We start from the raw sequence: 18,439 nt of genomic DNA on the forward strand, positions 1-18,439 counted from the left end.
TTCAGGGAAGATCAGAAATCATGGCTAAGTCCCATGCCGTCGCGCCGTTATTCAAGGCGCTGGGTGAATACAAGAGCATTTTGATCAGTGTTGGCTGTTTCACTGCATTGATTAACCTGTTGATGCTGGTGCCGTCGATTTACATGCTGCAAGTGTATGACCGCGTGCTGTCCTCCCAGAATGAAACCACCCTGGTGATGTTGACGCTGATGGTCGTGGGTTTCTTTGCGTTTATTGGCCTGCTTGAAGTGATCCGTAGTTTTATCGTGATCCGCATCGGCAGCCAGCTGGAGCGGCGTTTCAACTTGCGCGTCTACAAGGCCGCGTTTGAACGCAACCTGCAACGCGGCCAGGGGCATGCCGGGCAATCCTTGGGCGATTTGACCCATATTCGTCAGTTCATCACGGGGCCTGCGTTGTTCGCATTTTTCGATGCGCCGTGGTTTCCCATCTACCTGTTCGTGATCTTCCTGTTCAATGTGTGGCTTGGCGTGTTGGCCACCGCCGGTGCCGTGCTGCTGATAGGCTTGGCGTGCCTGAATGAATACCTCACCAAAAAACCGTTGGGGGAGGCCAGCGGTTACTCCCAGCAATCCACGCAACTGGCCACCAGCCACTTGCACAATACCGAGACCATTCAGGCCATGGGCATGCTCGGCGCGCTGCGCAAACGCTGGTTTGCGGTGCATTCGCAGTTCCTTGGCCTGCAGAACAAGGCCAGTGATACCGGTTCGGTGGTCACGTCGTTGAGCAAATCCCTGCGCCTGTGCCTGCAATCGCTGGTGCTGGGGCTCGGCGCGTTGCTGGTGATCAGGGGGGATATGACCGCCGGGATGATGATTGCCGGTTCGATCCTGATGGGCCGGGTACTCAGCCCCATCGACCAGTTGATTGCGGTGTGGAAGCAATGGAGTTCGGCCAAGCTGGCCTACCAGCGGCTGGATGAGTTGCTGCGCGAGTTTCCTCCGGAAGTCGAGCAGATGAAATTGCCGGTGCCGCTCGGCCAAATCAGTTTCGAACAGGTCAGTGCGGGCCCGCCCGGAAAGCGTGTGGCGACCTTGCAGCAGGTCAGTTTCAACCTGGGCGCCGGTGAAGTGCTCGGTGTGCTCGGCGCGTCGGGCTCTGGCAAATCCACCCTGGCGCGTGTGTTGGTGGGGGTATGGCCGACGCTGGCCGGCACCGTGCGCCTGGACGGCGCGGATATTCATCGCTGGGACCGCGACGACCTGGGGCCGCACATCGGCTACTTGCCCCAGGACATCGAACTGTTCAGTGGCAGCATCGCCGACAACATCGCGCGCTTTCGCGAAGCTGATCCCGAATCAGTGGTGCGCGCCGCGCAGCAGGCGGGCGTGCATGAACTGATCCTGCGGTTGCCCCAGGGCTACGACACCCTTTTGGGCGACAACGGCGGCGGCCTGTCCGGCGGCCAGAAACAACGGGTGGCGCTGGCCCGCGCGCTATATGGCGGGCCGCGTCTGATCGTGCTGGATGAGCCCAACTCCAACCTCGACACCGTCGGCGAAGCCGCCCTGGCCAGCGCCATCGTGCAGATGAAAGCCCAGGGCAGCAGCGTGGTGCTGGTGACCCATCGCTCTTCGGCGCTGGCCCAGGCCGATAAACTGCTGGTGCTCAGTGAAGGGCATTTGCAGGCGTTCGGGCCGAGCCAGGAGGTGCTGCGGGCGTTGTCGGGTCAGCAGGAAGCACCGAAGGAAAAAACCGGCGTCAGTTTCAGTCGTCAGTACCAGGCCGGAAGGAATCCAGGCGCATGAGCAGCATCACTTTTGAACCGCGTTTCAAAGAGCGCGACGCCGGGTTCTTCGCCCGGATGGGCTGGTTGCTGACGGTAGTCGGCGCGGGCGGATTTTTTCTGTGGGCCAGCCTGGCCCCGTTGGACCAGGGCATTCCGGTACAGGGCACGGTGGTGGTATCCGGCAAGCGCAAAGCGGTGCAAACCCTCAGCCCTGGTGTAGTCAGCCGGATTCTGGTGAAGGAGGGTGAAACGGTTAAACAAGGCCAGCCACTGTTTCGTCTCGACCAGACCCAGCACCAGGCCGACGTGCAGTCCCTGCAAGCCCAATACCGCATGGCCTGGGCCAGCGTGGCGCGTTGGCAGAGCGAGCGTGACAACCAAACCCGCATTACTTTTCCTGCCGAGCTGGGCGCCAATCCCGACCCCGCCCTGGCGCTGGTACTGGAAGGCCAGCGTCAATTGTTCAGCAGCCGTCGCGAAGCGTTTGCCCGCGAACAGGCCGGCATCCGCGCCAATATTGAAGGCGCCACTGCGCAACTGAACGGCATGCGCCGTGCCCGCAGCGACCTGACGGCGCAGGCCCAATCCCTGCGCGACCAACTCGGCAACCTGCAACCGTTGGCCGACAACGGTTACATCCCGCGCAACCGCCTGATGGAGTACCAGCGCCAGTTGTCCCAGGTGCAACAGGACTTGGCGCAGAACACCGGCGAAAGTGGCCGCGTGGAGCAGGGCATCCTCGAATCGCGCCTGAAATTGCAGCAGCACAGCGAGGAATACCAGAAGGAAGTGCGCAGCCAATTGGCCGACGCACAACTGCGCAGCCTGACCCTGGAACAGCAACTCACCTCAGCCGGGTTCGACCTGCAACACAGCGAAATCAACGCCCCGGCGGATGGCATCGCGGTCAACCTCAGCGTGCACACCATCGGTGCCGTGGTGCGCGCCGGCGAGACCCTGTTGGAGATCGTGCCTCAGGACACCCGCCTGGAAGTGGAAGGGCACTTGCCGGTGCACCTGGTGGACAAAGTGGGGACGCACCTGCCGGTCGATATCCTGTTCACCGCTTTCAACCAGAGCCGCACACCGCGTGTGCCGGGAGAGGTGAGCCTGATCTCCGCCGACCAGATGCTCGATGAAAAAACCGGCGCGCCGTATTACGTGCTGCGCACCACGGTCAGCGAAGCGGCACTGGAAAAACTCCATGGGTTGGTGATCAAGCCAGGCATGCCCGCCGAGATGTTCGTGCGTACCGGCGAGCGCTCGTTGCTCAATTACCTGTTCAAGCCGCTGCTCGACCGCGCCGGCTCCGCCTTGACCGAGGAATAGACATGAAAGCTGTGTTTATCGCCTTGCTGTTGACCTGCGCCAATGCCCAGGCCGCGATGGGCCCGTTCGATGTGTACGAGCAGGCCTTGCGTAACGACCCGGTGTTCCTCGGCGCTATCAAGGAGCGTGACGCTGGCCTGGAAAATCGCGCCATCGGCCGTGCGGGCTTGTTGCCCAAGCTGTCGTACAACTACAACAAGGGTCGCAATAATTCCCAGGCCACCTTGCCGGACGGGCGCGGCGGCAATTATCACGACGACCGCAACTACAACAGCTACGGTTCTACCTTCAGCCTGCAACAGCCGCTTTTCGACTACGAGGCCTACGCCAACTACCGCAAAGGCGTGGCCCAGGCGCTGTTTGCCGATGAAAGTTTTCGCGACAAGAGCCAGGCGCTGCTGGTGCGGGTGCTGACGTATTACACCGAGGCGCTGTTTGCCCAGGACCAGATCGACATCGCCCGCGCCAAGAAGAAGGCCTTTGAGCAGCAGTTCCAGCAAAACCAGCACCTGTTCCAGCAGGGCGAGGGCACTCGCACGGATATTCTGGAAGCCGAGTCGCGCTACGAACTGGCCACCGCCGAAGAAATCCAGGCGATGGATGAACAGGACGCGTCCTTGCGGGAGCTGGGTGCATTGATCGGCGTGCAAAGCGTCAACATCAATGACCTGGCCCCTTTGAACCAGGGCTTTGCCGCGTTCACCTTGACCCCGGCCAACTATGACACCTGGCATGAACTGGCGATCAGCAACAACCCCACACTGGCGTCCCAGCGCCAGGCCCTGGAAGTGGCCCGTTACGACGTGGAGCGCAACCGCGCCGGGCATTTGCCCAAGGTCACGGCGTATGCCAGTTCGCGCCAGCAGGAGTCCGACAGCGGCAATACCTACAACCAACGCTATGACACCAACACCATCGGCGTCGAAGTCAGCCTGCCGCTGTATGCCGGTGGCGGTATCTCGGCGTCCACCCGCCAGGCCAGCCGCGCCATGGAGCAGGCCGAGTACGAACTGGAGGGCAAGACCCGCGAAACCCTGATCGAGCTGCGTCGCCAGTTCAGTGCGTGCCTGTCGGGGGTGAGCAAGTTGCGGGCGTATCAGAAGGCGCTGGTGTCAGCCGAAGCGCTGGTGGTGTCGACCAAGCAGAGCATCCTTGGGGGGGAGCGAGTCAACCTGGATGCGCTAAACGCTGAGCAGCAGCTGTACAGCACTCGGCGTGACCTGGCGCAGGCGCGGTATGACTATTTGATGGCTTGGACCAAGTTGCATTATTACGCGGGGAATCTGCGGGATACGGATTTGGCGAAGGTGGATGAGGCGTTTGGGCCGCGGTTGTAGCTGGGGGTTTGTCGGGGGAGATGGAAATCAGCCGGAGCTGGAATGCAATCCACTGTGGGAGCGGGCTTGCCCGCGATGGCGGAGTGTCATGCAGCGGCTATGTATCTGAGATACCGCTATCGCAGGCAAGCCAGCTCCCACATTTGACCTGCGTTGCCTAGTCTTCTTTGCGCACGGTGGCTACGTCGTCGGCTTTGACACGGATGCGTTTGCCGGCGATGTCGGTGAATTCGTAGAAGCCGTCGGCAGTCTTGGTTTTTGGGGTGTCCCTGGTCAAATACTGTGTGCCATTTTGCAGCGTCACCACGGTTTGCGTCGCGCAACCGGCCAATACCAGAAAAGTGAGTGCAACCAGTGGCAGACTCAAATTCTTCATGTTCATAACCCTTACCTTAACCCTGAAAAGTCCCACGCCAGAGGCCGCGGGCGACAAATGTTACGCCATCGACTCACCCATCTGATCACTTTTATGCAAAAAGTTGCAGGCGCCATTTATCTATTACCGATTGCAACCTGGCATCTGCGACGGCACTCTGTATGCATAACCAGTACTTGATCGCTGTGCGCCATGGCCAATCCCCTCGAAGACCCGCTCTATTACCTGCATAACTTCCGCCAGGTCCTGCATTGGCTGGGGCAACGCTATGCAGATCTGCTCGATGCGGACGAACAGCATTTCATTCAGCAATTTGACAGGTTGCCGCAGGCTTCCCAAGCGTTGTTGGTGCGCATGGTGATGCGCAAGGGTGTGCATTTTCGTGCGGGCAAGCTCAATTACCTCGAGATCGGCTGTCCGCACGCCGCTGCCGGGCCGTTGTTGGCACTGGGTTGGGTAGATGATCAATGCCTGCTGGGTTTTCAAGAGTTGTTCGCCTTGTTGCAGAAAGGCGAACTTCTCGCGACGTTCAAGCCTTGGATCGACCAACCCAAAGCGAGGAAAACCGACTGGATGGAGGGGCTGGCGGCGCAGTTTGCCGACAGCCGCAGTTTCGCCACCTGGTGCCCCGCCCTGGCTGACACGCTGTACAGCCTCACCGTGATGGATTTGTGCGACCGCCTGCGCCTGATGTTCTTTGGCAACCTGCATCAGGACTGGTCAGAATTCGTGCTGGCCGACCTTGGCATCTATACCTATGAAAAAGTCGAATTCTGTGCCGAGTCCCGGGGTTTGCGCAGCCGTGACGACGTGCACGGATTTTTGTTCTTGCACCAGTGCCAGCAAGCTTTTGAAACGGGCCAGGCGTTGCAAGAGGTACTCGTGCGCATCGCCACCCTGAACACCGACAACCCCTGGCTGGAAAAACGCCGGGCCAAGCTGTTGTTCCAAGTGGGCCAGTACTGTGAACGCAATGCGGAACTGGGTTTGGCGGAGCAGATTTATCGCGCGTGCGCCTACCCAGGTGCCCGCGCGCGACTGATCCGCGTGCTGGAGCGCCAGGAGGATTACACCCAGGCCATTGCCCTGGCTTACGCCGCTCAACACATGCCGGAAAGCGCCGCCGAGCAGCAACACGTGTTGCGTGTGTTGCCACGCCTGCGCCGCAAATTGGGCGAACCGGCTTTGCCCAAAACCAAGCCCCGACCGGTCACGCGACTGGATCTGGCCCTGACGCTGCCCGAGCCGTTGATGTCGGTGGAGTACTGCGTGCAGGCTCACCTCAGCGAGCCCGATGGGCCGGTGCATTACGTTGAAAACGGACTGATCAACTCGCTGTTCGGCCTGCTGTGCTGGGACGTGATCTTTGCGCCGCTGCCAGGTTCGTTTTTCCACCCATTCCAGCGCGGCCCCGCAGATTTGCACAGTGAGGACTTCCACCAGCGCCGCGCGCCGCTGTTCGCCGGTTGTTTCGAGCAGTTGCAGGACGAGCGCTATAAAACCACCATCCGCCAGCGCTATAGCGAAAAGTGGGGAATCCAGTCGCCCTTTGTGTTCTGGAACCTGCTTAGCGAAGAGCTGCTGGAACAGGCTTTGGCGTGCCTGCCCGCCGAGCACCTGCATTACTGGTTTGAACGGCTGCTGCTGGACATCCGCGCCAACCGCACTGGCATGCCCGACCTGATCCAGTTCTGGCCCGAGCAAAAGACCTACCGCATGATCGAGGTCAAGGGCCCTGGCGATCGCCTGCAAGACAACCAGTTGCGCTGGCTGGAGTTCTGCGGTGAATACCAGATGCCGGTGACGGTCTGCTATGTGCGCTGGGCAGAGTCCGCTTGAGTTACAGCGTTGCCGTGCGTGCACTGTGCGAGTTCACGGCCAAGGTCGGTGACCTGGACCTGCGCTTTACGCCTTCCCCCAGCGCCCAGGAAGGCATTATCGGCCACCGCACCGTCGCTTCACGGCGCAGCAAGCACTACCAGAATGAGGTCGCGCTTGAAGGCGACTACCAGCAGCTCAAGGTGCGGGGCAGGGCGGACGGCTATGACCCGGACGCCAACCGTCTGGAAGAAGTCAAAACCTATCGCGGCGACCTCCACGCCCAGCCCGCCAACCATCGCCAACTACATTGGGCCCAGGTCAAAATCTACGGTTGGCTGATGTGCCAGAAACTCGGCCTTTCGGACATCGACCTGGCACTGGTGTACTTCGATATCGTCGGCGAAGGCGAGACAGTGCTGAACCAACGCTTTCAAGCGACTGAGCTGGAGGCGTTCTTCAATCAGCAATGCGCGCTGTTCCTCGGTTGGGCCCAGCAGGAAATGCAGCATCGCGAAGCGCGCAACGACGCCGCGCACACCCTGGTTTTTCCCCATGCCGGGTTTCGTCCTGGCCAGCGTTCGCTGGCCGAGTCGGTGTACAAGGCCGTCAGCACCGGGCGTTGCCTGATGGCCCAGGCGCCGACGGGTATCGGTAAGACCATCGGCACGATTTTCCCTTTGCTCAAGGCCCTGGCGCCCCAGCAACTGGACAAGCTGTTCTTCCTCACCGCCAAGACCCCCGGCCGCAAGCTCGCCCTGGATGCGGCCCAAGTGCTACACGCCAGCAGCCCCGGCCTGCCATTGCGCGTGCTGGAGCTGGTGGCACGGGACAAAGCCTGTGAACACTTGGACAAAGCCTGCCACGGCGATTCCTGCCCCCTGGCCCAAGGCTTCTATGACCGCTTGCCCGCCGCGCGCATTGCCGCGTCCAAGGTGCGCCTGCTCGATCAGCGAAACCTGCGCGACGTCGCCCTGGCCCATGACGTTTGCCCTTACTACCTGAGCCAGGAAATGGCGCGCTGGGCCGACCTGGTGGTCGCCGACTACAACTACTACTTCGACTTTGGCGCCATGCTGTTTGGCCTCGCACAGCTCAATCAGTGGCGCGCCGCCGTGTTGGTGGACGAGGCGCACAACCTGGTCGAACGTGCCCGTTCGATGTACAGCGCCAGCCTTGACCAGTACAGCCTCAAGACCCTGCGGGACACCGCGCCCGAAGCCTTGAAGAAACCGTTGCAGCGCGTTAACCGTGAGTGGAACGCGCTGCACAAGGGCCAGCTCGCGCCCTACCAGGCCTACGCCGCCCGACCCGAAAAACTGTTGCAGGCCCTGACCCTGTGCGCCAGCGCCATGGGCGACTATTTCAACGCGCACCCCGAGTCACTCAGTGGCGACCTGCAAGCGTTTTATTTCGAGGTGCTACAATTTGCCAAGGTTGCCGAGCTGTTCAACGAGCACTTTATTTTCGATATCAGCAAGCGCCAGTTCAGTGGCAAACGCAGCAGCTCTACCTTGTGCCTGCGCAACGTGGTGCCCGCCGAGTTCATCCGCCCGCGATTGACCGCGGCCCGCAGCAGTGTGCTGTTTTCCGCCACCCTCAGCCCCCGTCATTACTACGCCGACTTGCTGGGCCTGCCGGCGGATACTGCGTGGATCGACGTGGAGTCACCGTTCAAGGCCGAGCAACTGCAGGTGCGCATCGTCGATGCAATCTCCACACGCTTCGTGCATCGCAACGCTTCGTTGGAACCCATCGTTGAGCTGATCGCCCACCAGTACACCCAACAGCCTGGCAACTACCTGGCGTTTTTCTCAAGCTTTGATTACCTGCAGCAGGTGGCGCAGTTGCTCGGCGAACGACATCCGCGGATCGTGCTCTGGCAGCAGTCACGCGGCATGACGGAGGCCGAGCGCCAGGCCTTTCTTGACCAGTTCACCGAGCACAGCCAGGGCATCGGTTTTGCCGTACTGGGTGGCGCATTTGGCGAGGGCATTGATTTGCCCGGCGCTCGCTTGATCGGTGCCTTTATTGCCACCCTCGGGCTGCCCCAGCTGAACCCGGTCAACGAACAGATGAAACTGCGCATGGGCGCGATCTTCGGCGCAGGTTACGACTACACCTACCTGTACCCCGGCATTCAGAAAGTGGTTCAGGCGGCGGGCAGGGTGATCCGTAGCCAGCAGGATCGGGGCGTGGTGATGTTGATCGATGACCGGTTCGGCGAGGCGCGGGTGCGCCAGTTGTTGCCGCGTTGGTGGGCACCGACGATCAGAGCGTGACGCCACACAGTCGTTCGCTCAAGGCCCACAACCGCTCGGCGTGCTCCAGGTCGACGGCCCACGGATAGACGCCGTTGCGCCCGCGTTCATCGTGAGCGGGGGCGGCCACATCGCAATCTTCGCAGTACAGGCCGCCCAGCCCCTCAAGTTGGGGACTGACGCCACACCACACCATCGTCGCGGCGCCTTGTTCAGGGTTCTTGTAATGACTGGCCGGGCGAATATTCCCGTGTTCATCCAGCGCGCCGACGAACGCCAGGTCGTCTTTGTCCAGGTAACGGAGCAGGTCAGTGAGGATTTCACCGGGGTGTACCGAAAACGCGCGCACATCGCATGCCCGGCCACGCTGGTCCAGCGCCACGGCGAACAGCGCGTTGGCGGTTTTTGACTGACCGTAGGCCAGCCACTTGTCATAGGCACGGCGTTCAAATTGGGGATCTTCGAAGTGCAGGGGGCTCAAACGATGCCCGAGGGACGACACCGTCACCACGCGCGCACCGCTTGTTTTACACAAGGCCGGCCACAGGCGGGCGGTCAGCTGAAAGTGACCCAGGTGGTTGGTGGCGAACTGCGCTTCCAGGCCGTTGGCGTTCCTTTGCAGTGGGGTAGCCATGATCCCCGCGCTGTTGATCAAAAGATGCAACGCCCTCCCGGACGCCAGGAAGTCCTGGGCGAAGCGGTCAATAGAGGCCGCGTCGAACAAATCCAGGCTGGCCAGTTCAACGCCGCGGATCCCGCGTAGGTTGCGCTCGGCTTTAAGCGCATCGCGTGCAGGAACGATCACCTGCGCGCCTGCGCCCGCCAATGTCCGTACGGCCTCCAGGCCAATGCCGGAATAGCCACCGGTAACGATAACGGTCATACCGTGTAAATCTTTACCCGCCAATGCTTGTGTGGCTGTCGTCGCACCGTCGAATCCGCTGTTAATAGGGGTTTGCTTGCTGGTCATAAGGCTCTCCACTCAGGAGGACCTATAGTGTTTTTTTGGGGCCGGACTCGGAATAGCCTAAAGTCTGTATTTCTGTCGCGATCGTCCGGAGCTTTTTTATTTATGGATATCCTGTCTGATGTGGTGGCGTTGTTACGCAGTCACCGCTCGTATTTTGCGGGTTTGAAGGCGGGCGGCGACTGGGCGCTGGATTTTCCACCACCGGGTGGCATCAAGTTCAACGCGGTAGTAGAGGGCGAGTGTTGGCTGGAAGTAGAAGGGATGATCGTGCCCGTCCGGCTGTATGAAGGTGATTGCTTTCTATTGACGCAAAATCGACCGTGGAAATTATCCAGCCACCTGGCACTGGAGGGGGTCGATGCTCGGCAGGTCTACAGCAAGGCCGTGGGCGGTATCGCCAGCCTGGGTGATACGGCTGATCTGTTTCTGATTGGCGGACTGTTTTACTACGGTGATGAAGCCCGCCTCTTGCTGGAGGGATTGCCACCGGTGGTGCGTATCAGTGCTCGCTCCGACCAGGCCAGTGTGTTGCGTTGGTGCCTGGAGCGCCTGTCTCTTGAATACGCCAGCCCGAAGCTGGGTGCGGCGTTGATGACCGAGCATTTGGCGCAAATGATGCTGGTGCAAATCCTGCGCCTCTATCAAGCTTCCCTGGGCGCCAGTACCACCGGTTGGCTGGCGGCATTGACCGATCCGAGGTTGGCGCCGGTACTGGCGCAAGTGCACGCAGAACCGGCACGGCGTTGGACATTGAGCGAAATGGCAGGCACGGCCAATCAGTCTCGCTCGACCTTCGCCCAGCATTTCAAGCAACGTGTTGGCATGGCACCTCAGGCATATCTGACCCGCTGGCGTATGCATTTGGCGGTACAGGCGTTGAACACCTCCAGCAGCAGTGTGTCCAGCATCGGCCAAGCATTGGGTTATCAGTCGGACAGTGCATTCAGCAGTGCTTTCAAACGTTTGATGAATTGCTCACCGCGAGAGTACCGCGAGCGCAAACTACACAAGGACGCCACTGATGAACGCTACCCGGCAGCACAGGATCCAGGTCAACGGCATTGAATTAAGTGTGCAGGTCACGGGAGCCGACGAAGGTCCGCCGATCTGGCTTCTCCACGGTTTCCCGGAATGCTGGCACTCCTGGCGCGAGCAGATTCGCGCATTGGCGGCTGCGGGTTACCGAGTGTTCGCCCCGGAAATGCGCGGCTACGGCCAAACCAGTTCGCCCGCCGCGATCGCCGATTATGATCTGCTGACCCTGTGCGGGGATATCCAGCAGGCCATGGACCATTTTGGCCATGCGCAGGTGGTGATGGTCGGCCATGACTGGGGCGCAGTGGTGGCCTGGCACCTGGCGTTGCTCGAACCCCAGCGTGTCACGCGCTTGGTCACGATGTCCGTGCCTTTCGCCGGACGCGCGCGGCGGCCGGTGATCGAAATCATGCGTGAGCTGTACGCCGACCGCTTCAACTACATCCTGTATTTCCAGGAGCCGGGCGTTGCCGAGCAGGAGCTGAACGCTGACATCGAGCGCACGTTGCGCCTGTTCATGCAGGATCAGGATGTGTTTTTGCAAAAGAAACCGCCGAGCGCCCGGTTACTTGAGGGCGTTCCCGCGCCCGGCGCATTGCCGCAATGGTGTTCCCAGGCAGATCTGGACGTCTACGTAAAAACCTTCGCCGACCACGGTTTTCGTGGCCCGCTGAACTGGTACCGCAACTTTGAACGCAACTGGCAACGCACTGAATGCCTGGCTGGCCAGCAGGTGTTGCAACCCACGCTATTCCTCATCGGTGACCGAGACCCGGTCGGGATATTCGAGGCCCACACGCTCAAGCGCATGCCCGATTCAGTGCCTCACCTTGAACAACACGTGCTGCCCAACTGCGGCCACTGGATCCAGAACGAACAAAGCCAGCAGGTCAACACGCTAATCCTCGCGTTCCTACAAAAACCGTAAACCCACCCCAACCAAATGTAGGAGCGGGCTTGCCCGCTTCCACATTTTGATCAGCGTCGTGTGCTAAACCACTTCCAGATATGAACTATGAATCGCCTGCGCCAACTCCCGAACCGTGTCAATGAATTCCGTCAACCGGCTATGCAACCCATCCTCAAGAATCTCATCAATCCCCGTATACCTGAGCCGCGCCTCAAACTCCGCCGCCAACCGCTGCGCCGTGCGCCCGTAACTGCCGGGCAAGTCCGCCAGGATATGACTCAACTCCTCGATACACGCATGCAACGAACGCGGCACATCACTGCGCAACAACAGCAACTCTGAGACCGAGCGAGCATTCAACGCATTCGGATACAACTCGGTGTACGCCTCGAACGACGACAACGCGCGGAGCAGGGCGCTCCATTGGTAATAACCGCGTGCCGACAAGTCACTGACTTCTTCCGACTCCTCGCCAAACATCTCATAGCGCGCATCCAGCAGGCGCAAGGTGTTGTCCGCACGCTCCACGAAGGTGCCCAGGCGGATAAACCGATAGGCGTCATTGCGCATGATCGTCCCGGAGGTAGCCCCCCGGAACAGGTGTGAACGCTGCTTGACCCAATCACAAAAGTGGCTGATGCCATGCCGCGCCAGGCCGCCGGCGGCGATGCTGCGCATCTCCAGCCAGGTGGCGTTGAGGTTTTCCCACATGTCGGCGGTGATACGCCCGCGCACCGCATGGGCATTGCCGCGGGCCGCGCGCAGGCAGTTATAGATGCTGGCGGGGTTCTCTTCGTCGAGGGCAAAGAAGTGCAACATGCGCTCGGCATCCAGCTGCGTATGCCGCTCAAGGTAATTGTCCAGGGTGCCGCTGCTGAGCAGCGACATGGCCAGTTCATCCAGGCCATCACTGCGCCCGGCCTGGGGCATCAACGACAGGGAGTAACTGACCTCGAGCATGCGCGCCAGGTTCTCGGCGCGCTCTAGGTAACGGGACATCCAGTACAGATCTGCGGCGGTTCTACTCAACATACTCAGTCCTCCACCACCCAGGTGTCCTTGGTTCCGCCGCCTTGCGACGAGTTGACGATCAGTGAGCCTTCCTTCAGCGCAACACGGGTAAGGCCACCGGGTACCAGGCGGGTTTCCTTGCCCGACAGCACAAAGGGCCGCAGGTCGATATGCCGCGGAGCAATGCCGTTCTCGACAAAGGTGGGGCAGGTGGACAGGCTCAGTGTGGGTTGGGCGATATACGCGTGGGGTCGGGCCTTGATGCGTTGGCGGAAGTCCTCGATCTCGGCGGCGCTGGAGGCCGGGCCGACCAGCATGCCGTAGCCGCCGGAGCCCTGGGTTTCCTTGACCACCAGTTGCGGCAGGTTGGCCAGGACGTGGGACAGCTCATCGGGTTTGCGGCACTGGAAGGTCGGCACGTTTTGCAGCACCGGTTCTTCATCCAGGTAGAAGCGGATCATCTCCGGCACATAGGGGTAGATCGACTTGTCATCAGCCACGCCGGTGCCGATGGCATTGGCCAGCACCACGTTGCCGGCGCAATAAGCGGCCACCAGGCCGGGCACGCCAAGCATGGAGTCGGGGTTGAAGGCCTTGGGGTCGAGGAAGGCGTCGTCGATACGCCGGTAAATCACGTCCACCGGCTTGGGGCCGTCGGTGGTGCGCATGAACACCTTGAGGTCCTGTACGAACAAGTCGGCGCCTTCCACCAGTTCCACGCCCATTTCCCGGGCCAGGAACGCATGCTCGAAGAACGCACTGTTAAAGCGCCCAGGCGTCAGCACCACCACGTTGGGGTTATCCAGGCGGCTGGCGCTTTTCAGGGTCTTAAGGAGCAGGTTGGGGTAATGGTCCACCGGCGCGATGCGCTGCTTGGCGAAGACCTCGGGGAACAGGCGCATCATCATTTTGCGGTCTTCGAGCATGTAGCTCACGCCGCTGGGGGTGCGCAGGTTGTCTTCGAGCACGTAGTAGGTGCCGTCGCCATCGCGCACCAGGTCGACACCGGAAATATGCGAGTAGATGTCGCGGTGCAGGTCCAGGCCGACCATGGCCTTCTGATAACCCTCGTTGCCCAGCACCTGTTCCGCTGGAATGATCCCGGCCTTGATAATGCGCTGGTCGTGGTAGATGTCGGCAAGGAACATGTTCAACGCGTTGACGCGCTGGATACAACCGCGTTCGATCACGCTCCATTCGCTGGCGGGGATGCTGCGGGGGATGATGTCGAAGGGGATCAAGCGCTCGGTGTCTTGCTCGTCACCATACAGCGTGAACGTAATCCCGGCGCGGTGGAACAGCAAGTCGGCTTCACGGCGACGCTGGGCCAGCAGCTCCGGCGGCGTATTCGCCAGCCAGCGGGAGAAGTCTTGATAATGCGCACGGCACGCGCCGTTTGCGTCATTCATTTCATCGAAGAAAGATCGAGCCATTCCAGTACCTTGTCAGTGCCGAGGATAGCCAAGTGGCACTGCCGCTTCAAAAAACGCATTTTTATAAGGCCGTGGCTGAAGGTGCCAACCGGCCTGGTCCTTACTTTCTTATGGGGTCGGCTCTGGGTCGGTGGGTAACGAATGCTCCTGTAACCGGGCAAGGCAGGTGGGTGATGAAAGGGTTAAGCAATGCCTGTGCCGAAACCGCCAATAACCCTATTGTAGTGAGCGGGCTTGCCCCGCGCTGGGCTGCGCAGCGGCCCCCAAAAGGGCGGGAGCGCTACGCAATCCGGCGCGGGGCAAGCCCGCTCACTACAAAATGCGCCAGATTGGTGCGCGAACTAACTTGAACTTCGCCGCCGCCCCTTCCTTCTAAACAGACTCGATCCAAAACGGAGCACGCATGTGCCCAGAATCATATCCCCTGACAGCCCAGAATCGACCCTGACCGATCACAGTGAGCACAACGCCAAGATCTTCGGCTCACCCAAAGACCGCCTCGACTTCTACCGGCGCGAGATACAGTACGAAACCTCGATCCTGGCCAACCGCACCGACGCCTACCTGACGGCGCAGTCGTTCTTGGTCATCGCCTTTGTGTCTGGCATGGGCAACCTCAACCCGGAATGGGGCAAATTGTTCACCCTGGTGGTCCCGCTGTTCCTAGCGCTCCTGGGCATTCTCAGCTCCCTCAACGCCTGGCCCGGCATCCGCGCAGCGTATGACATCATCGATCACTGGCACTTCAAACAGAGCGAACTGCTGCGCAGCGAGCCGGTGATGGGCTTGGCTTATGACGAGTCGCCGCTGTTTTCCGAAGTCGAGTCCTCGCACAAGGGCTATCGCAAATCCTTGCTGTTCTCGGTGCGTACACCGTGGATCTTCATGGTGTTTTGGATAATGCTCGCCGCCTATGCGTTCTACATTCAGGTCGATAACCCAGGCTCATAAGCAAGTTGAACTTCATTGCCCAGGGCGTGACCTTACCTTTACGCAGGCTTCATTTTCCCAACACTGCGAAGAGGTGACCCATGAGCACACACGACGATCCCCAAGTCAGCGGTCGCAACGACCCGGCCATCGACGGCGGCGAACCAGCACCAGGTACTGCCGCCGACGCGCCCAAAGACCCGGCACCCGCCAAAGACCCCAAGGCTGAAGAAAACGACTACAGTCCAGACTTCGAGCCTGAGCCAGAGCCCAAGGCTGAAACCGATGCCGATATCGATACCCAAGGCGGTTAGAGGAGACGGTCATGTCAAAAGAACTTGATGAGGAACTCAACGACCCAGGCAATGAAGACCCTGGCTCGTTGATGGATGACGCAGAAGTGCCGCTCAACGATCTGGATGAAGCGGCGGATGTGGGCAATACCGAGCATCAGGACTGAGTGTTGACCTTGGCTCGTCGTTCATACCACGCCAGCATTGGCTGGGTACTCAGGCCATGAACGACGATGCTCAAGGCGATCACTGACAAGGTCAGGTTCACCGCCACCGCACTGCTGGTACCGATCAGCCCATGATTGAGTGCGTAGAACAGGTAATAAATACTGCCAATCCCCCGTATACCGAACCAGCCCATCAGGCCGCGCTGCCGGTGATCGACCAGGCTGCCCCAGGGCATCGCCAGCACACTGACGGGGCGAATCACGCAAAACAGCAGCGCCGCCATCGGCAGCGCCCGCCAATCCCAATGGCTCACCAGCACGATCCCCAGCACCGTCACCAGGAACACCTCCATCGAGCGCTCGACCAGGCTACCAAATGACAGCATGTCGCCCATCATCACGCCGGCGGCGATCTGCGTATCCTGCAGATCGCTCACATCCCCCTGCAATGCGCGCTCAGGCTCGACTTCCAAGTGACCCACCACCGGCAGCGCCAAGTGCTCCGACGGTGTCTGCGAATGACCGGTAGAGCGGAACTCCGCCTGGCGCAAGCCGAGCCCGGCGGCAAACACCGACAGGAAGCCATAACCGCCCACCGCCTCGGCGACCACGTAGGCCAGCGCAATCAGGGCGAGCGTCAGGTAATCGTTAGGCGAGAGCGTGCTGTCACTGTGGGTGATGCGCAACCACAGCGTCACGCGGCCAATGCCGCGCCCCATCCAATAGCCGATCAACAGCCCGGCGGGCACTGCCCAGAGCAGGTTTTTCAACGCCCAGCCGCCCAGCCAATCCCCATCAAACCCACCGTGCTGCATAAATAGCAGGGCAAAGATCACAAAGGGGAAGGCCGTGCCGTCGTTCAAGCCTGCTTCGCCGGACAGGCCGAAGCGCAGCGCGTCGTAATCCTGAGCGTTATTGACCTGCACCAGGCCCGCCAGCACGGGATCCGTGGGCGCCAGGATCGCACCCACCAGTAACGACGCGCCCCACGGCAACGCAAACACGTAATGCAGCGCCAGGCAGATGCCAAGGATGGTCAGCAACATCACCGGCCCGGCCATGCCAAACGCGATGCGCCAGGTGCGATGTTTGAGCGGCAGGCGCAGCTTCAAGCCGCTGACGAACAGCGAAAACAGCACGGCAACTTCGGTCAGGTGTTCCATCCAGCGCGCGGAGTGCTGGATATCCAGGTGCAGCAAATCCACGCCCAGTGGGCCGATCCCCACGCCCAACAGCAAGCACACCGCCGAGGTCGTGACAGGCATCCAGCGCAGATAGGAGGAGGTGAGGGCAAGGGTAAGCAATACAGCGCCCAGTACGGCCATCCATAGAATAAAAGTCATCGAGCATGCACCAGGGCCGTGGTCTGTTCAGGTTTGAGAGCACGCGCCGCAAGCAGGTTCAATGTGATTGCGGCCTCGAACATTCATTCGCGACCTATTTGACCCATAAACGACAGCCCGCTAAAACCAACCTGCGCCGGCGTGCTGGTGTTCGAGAAACGCCTGGGCGACTACGTGGAAGAAGGCCAGCGTGTGCTGGATCCGTAGCGCTCCCCCCCAACTCGACGCAACTGTGTAGTGAGCGGGACCTCTCAACGCTCCAGCAACAAGCGCTCCAGGGTTTCCACCGGCAACGGCCGGCTGAACAGGTAACCTTGGATCTGATCACAACCGGCCTCTTTCAAGAACGCCAACTGCGCCTGGGTTTCCACGCCTTCAGCCACCACCCGCAGTTTGAGGCTGTGGGCCAGTTCAATGATGGTGCGGGTGATCGCCGCGTCCTGCGGGTTGGTGGTGACTTCGCGGATAAACGCAATGTCGATCTTCAACGTATCGATAGGAAAACGCCGCAGGTACGCCAGGCTCGAATAGCCGGTGCCGAAGTCATCGATGGAAATCTTCACGCCCATGGCGTGCAGGCGCTGCAGGCTGGCGATGGTGTGCTGGGTGTTTTCCATCAAGGAGCCTTCGGTCAGCTCCACTTCGAGCCAATGCGGCTCGACCCCGGTTTGCGCCAGGGTGCGCGCGATATCGGCAATCAGGTCGCCTTCGATCAGTTGATGGCCGGAGACGTTCACCGACACCTCCACCGCACCAATGGCGCCACGTTGCCACTCGGCAATCTGTTGGCACACCTGCTCTATCACCCAGCGTCCCACAGGCACAATCAGCCCAAGGCGTTCCAATATCGGCACAAACACGGCCGGGGATACGGGGCCGTAGTCGGGCCTCTCCCAGCGCAGCAGTGCTTCGAGGGCGCAGAGGCGGCCGCTGGCGATATCGACCTTGGGCTGGTAATGCACGGTGAAGTCTTCGCGCTCGACGGCGTGGCGCAAGGCATTTTCGAGGTCCTGAAGGGCCAAGTCATGCACATTCATTCCCGTTTGCAGTTGCCCCAGCTCGCGCGAATGGCTTGCCTGGTCACCACGTTCTTTGAGCCGCAGCAGGTTGCGCACTCGCAACCACAACTCGACACGCTCGACCGGCTTGCTGATGAATTCCTCGGCACCGGCCTCCAGCCCACTGACACGGGCGCTTTGCTCACTGAGGGCGGATAACATGATGATCGGAATACCCGCGGTGGTGTCATCACCCTTTAATTGGCTGGCGACTTCATAGCCGTCCATGCCCGGCATCATCACGTCCAGCAGGATCAGGTCCGGGGGCTGCTGCGCCACCAACTGCAAGGCTTCTTCACCGCTGCTCGCACTCAGGGTCTGGTAGCCCTCGTGTTGCAGCAGGGTTTCCAGGAGTTTGCGCACCTGGGGTTCATCATCAACGATCAACAACGTCGCGGGTTGGCTGGCCATGGAG

At 60.6% G+C, this 18,439-nt stretch carries 16 protein-coding genes; 10 read left to right on the forward strand and 6 right to left on the reverse strand.

Translation table 11 applies throughout. From position 1 onward, the window contains the following. Positions 1–20: 20 nt before the first annotated feature. Genes JBO08_RS06295 through JBO08_RS06305 form a run of 3 tightly spaced genes read left to right on the forward strand, consistent with a single transcriptional unit; the run spans position 21 to position 4,419 of the window. Positions 21–1,772, forward strand: a complete 1,752-nt coding sequence (locus JBO08_RS06295; RefSeq protein WP_065873141.1) for a type I secretion system permease/ATPase — start codon at positions 21–23, stop codon at positions 1,770–1,772. After that, positions 1,769–3,082, forward strand: coding sequence for an HlyD family type I secretion periplasmic adaptor subunit (locus JBO08_RS06300; protein WP_065891002.1), 1,314 nt, complete (start codon positions 1,769–1,771; stop codon positions 3,080–3,082). Before JBO08_RS06295 ends, JBO08_RS06300 begins: the two co-directional genes overlap by 4 nt. Before the next feature lie 2 nt (positions 3,083–3,084). Continuing rightward, positions 3,085–4,419 (forward strand): TolC family outer membrane protein, encoded by a 1,335-nt coding sequence (locus tag JBO08_RS06305; RefSeq protein WP_065873139.1) that lies wholly within the window; start codon positions 3,085–3,087, stop codon positions 4,417–4,419. 157 nt (positions 4,420–4,576) lie between these two features. On the opposite strand, the gene JBO08_RS06310 is transcribed toward JBO08_RS06305, so the two are convergent. Next, positions 4,577–4,801: a YgdI/YgdR family lipoprotein gene (locus JBO08_RS06310; RefSeq protein ID WP_065880490.1), complete on the reverse strand. Its 225-nt coding sequence runs from the start codon at positions 4,799–4,801 to the stop codon at positions 4,577–4,579. A 186-nt stretch (positions 4,802–4,987) separates the two neighbouring features. On the opposite strand from JBO08_RS06310, the gene JBO08_RS06315 reads away from it, so the two are divergent. Then, a complete protein-coding gene (locus JBO08_RS06315; protein ID WP_220074296.1) occupies positions 4,988–6,634 on the forward strand; it encodes a VRR-NUC domain-containing protein in 1,647 nt (548 codons plus the stop codon). After that, complete coding sequence (locus tag JBO08_RS06320; protein ID WP_065909319.1) at positions 6,631–8,895, forward strand: ATP-dependent DNA helicase; 2,265 nt, start codon at positions 6,631–6,633, stop codon at positions 8,893–8,895. The genes JBO08_RS06315 and JBO08_RS06320 overlap by 4 nt, the downstream gene beginning before the upstream one ends. Here the strand turns inward: JBO08_RS06320 and JBO08_RS06325 are convergent. After that, positions 8,885–9,844 (reverse strand): oxidoreductase, encoded by a 960-nt coding sequence (locus tag JBO08_RS06325; protein ID WP_065873135.1) that lies wholly within the window; start codon positions 9,842–9,844, stop codon positions 8,885–8,887. The two genes, JBO08_RS06320 and JBO08_RS06325, sit on opposite strands and share 11 nt — an antisense overlap. A 102-nt stretch (positions 9,845–9,946) precedes the next feature. Between JBO08_RS06325 and JBO08_RS06330 the strand changes: the two genes are divergently transcribed. Continuing rightward, positions 9,947–10,909 (forward strand): AraC family transcriptional regulator, encoded by a 963-nt coding sequence (locus JBO08_RS06330; RefSeq protein ID WP_065873134.1) that lies wholly within the window; start codon positions 9,947–9,949, stop codon positions 10,907–10,909. Further along, positions 10,866–11,807, forward strand: a complete 942-nt coding sequence (locus JBO08_RS06335; protein ID WP_065880494.1) for an alpha/beta fold hydrolase — start codon at positions 10,866–10,868, stop codon at positions 11,805–11,807. The genes JBO08_RS06330 and JBO08_RS06335 overlap by 44 nt, the downstream gene beginning before the upstream one ends. Before the next feature lie 63 nt (positions 11,808–11,870). Here JBO08_RS06335 and JBO08_RS06340 read toward each other — a convergent pair whose 3' ends face one another. After that, positions 11,871–12,821, reverse strand: coding sequence for an alpha-E domain-containing protein (locus JBO08_RS06340; protein ID WP_065873132.1), 951 nt, complete (start codon positions 12,819–12,821; stop codon positions 11,871–11,873). Between the two features lie 2 nt (positions 12,822–12,823). Next, positions 12,824–14,233 (reverse strand): circularly permuted type 2 ATP-grasp protein, encoded by a 1,410-nt coding sequence (locus tag JBO08_RS06345; protein WP_065873131.1) that lies wholly within the window; start codon positions 14,231–14,233, stop codon positions 12,824–12,826. Between the two features lie 405 nt (positions 14,234–14,638). On the opposite strand from JBO08_RS06345, the gene JBO08_RS06350 reads away from it, so the two are divergent. The 3 genes from JBO08_RS06350 to JBO08_RS28090 all read left to right on the forward strand — a co-directional run bounded on the left by JBO08_RS06350 (position 14,639) and on the right by JBO08_RS28090 (position 15,623). Then, positions 14,639–15,184: a hypothetical protein gene (locus JBO08_RS06350; protein ID WP_065873130.1), complete on the forward strand. Its 546-nt coding sequence runs from the start codon at positions 14,639–14,641 to the stop codon at positions 15,182–15,184. An 80-nt stretch (positions 15,185–15,264) separates the two neighbouring features. Continuing rightward, positions 15,265–15,477 carry a hypothetical protein gene (locus JBO08_RS06355; protein WP_049708360.1) on the forward strand — a complete coding sequence of 71 codons (213 nt, stop codon included), beginning with the start codon at positions 15,265–15,267 and terminating at the stop codon, positions 15,475–15,477. Positions 15,478–15,488: 11 nt separating this feature from the next. Next, on the forward strand, positions 15,489–15,623 hold the full coding sequence (locus JBO08_RS28090; protein ID WP_256530457.1) for a hypothetical protein: 135 nt from the start codon (positions 15,489–15,491) through the stop codon (positions 15,621–15,623). Here JBO08_RS28090 and JBO08_RS06360 read toward each other — a convergent pair. Together JBO08_RS06360 and JBO08_RS06365 are read right to left on the reverse strand one after the other, a co-directional pair. Beyond that, positions 15,614–16,966 carry a sodium:proton antiporter gene (locus JBO08_RS06360; RefSeq protein WP_065880495.1) on the reverse strand — a complete coding sequence of 451 codons (1,353 nt, stop codon included), beginning with the start codon at positions 16,964–16,966 and terminating at the stop codon, positions 15,614–15,616. The two genes, JBO08_RS28090 and JBO08_RS06360, sit on opposite strands and share 10 nt — an antisense overlap. 251 nt (positions 16,967–17,217) lie before the next feature. Further along, on the reverse strand, positions 17,218–18,435 hold the full coding sequence (locus tag JBO08_RS06365; protein WP_220074295.1) for an EAL domain-containing response regulator: 1,218 nt from the start codon (positions 18,433–18,435) through the stop codon (positions 17,218–17,220). Positions 18,436–18,439 lie beyond the last annotated feature (4 nt).

Source organism: Pseudomonas sp. LAP_36, assembly GCF_019456785.1.
In the GTDB taxonomy this organism is placed as follows: domain Bacteria; phylum Pseudomonadota; class Gammaproteobacteria; order Pseudomonadales; family Pseudomonadaceae; genus Aquipseudomonas; species Aquipseudomonas tritici.

Coding starts and splice junctions, on each gene's coding strand:
- JBO08_RS06295 (WP_065873141.1), top strand. CDS start 21: ATGGCTAAGTCCCATGCCGTCGCGCCGTTATTCAAGGCGCTGGGTGAA.
- JBO08_RS06300 (WP_065891002.1), top strand. CDS start 1,769: ATGAGCAGCATCACTTTTGAACCGCGTTTCAAAGAGCGCGACGCCGGG.
- JBO08_RS06305 (WP_065873139.1), top strand. CDS start 3,085: ATGAAAGCTGTGTTTATCGCCTTGCTGTTGACCTGCGCCAATGCCCAG.
- JBO08_RS06310 (WP_065880490.1), bottom strand. CDS start 4,801: ATGAACATGAAGAATTTGAGTCTGCCACTGGTTGCACTCACTTTTCTG.
- JBO08_RS06315 (WP_220074296.1), top strand. CDS start 4,988: ATGGCCAATCCCCTCGAAGACCCGCTCTATTACCTGCATAACTTCCGC.
- JBO08_RS06325 (WP_065873135.1), bottom strand. CDS start 9,844: ATGACCAGCAAGCAAACCCCTATTAACAGCGGATTCGACGGTGCGACG.
- JBO08_RS06330 (WP_065873134.1), top strand. CDS start 9,947: ATGGATATCCTGTCTGATGTGGTGGCGTTGTTACGCAGTCACCGCTCG.
- JBO08_RS06335 (WP_065880494.1), top strand. CDS start 10,866: ATGAACGCTACCCGGCAGCACAGGATCCAGGTCAACGGCATTGAATTA.
- JBO08_RS06340 (WP_065873132.1), bottom strand. CDS start 12,821: ATGTTGAGTAGAACCGCCGCAGATCTGTACTGGATGTCCCGTTACCTA.
- JBO08_RS06345 (WP_065873131.1), bottom strand. CDS start 14,233: ATGGCTCGATCTTTCTTCGATGAAATGAATGACGCAAACGGCGCGTGC.
- JBO08_RS06355 (WP_049708360.1), top strand. CDS start 15,265: ATGAGCACACACGACGATCCCCAAGTCAGCGGTCGCAACGACCCGGCC.
- JBO08_RS28090 (WP_256530457.1), top strand. CDS start 15,489: ATGTCAAAAGAACTTGATGAGGAACTCAACGACCCAGGCAATGAAGAC.
- JBO08_RS06360 (WP_065880495.1), bottom strand. CDS start 16,966: ATGACTTTTATTCTATGGATGGCCGTACTGGGCGCTGTATTGCTTACC.
- JBO08_RS06365 (WP_220074295.1), bottom strand. CDS start 18,435: ATGGCCAGCCAACCCGCGACGTTGTTGATCGTTGATGATGAACCCCAG.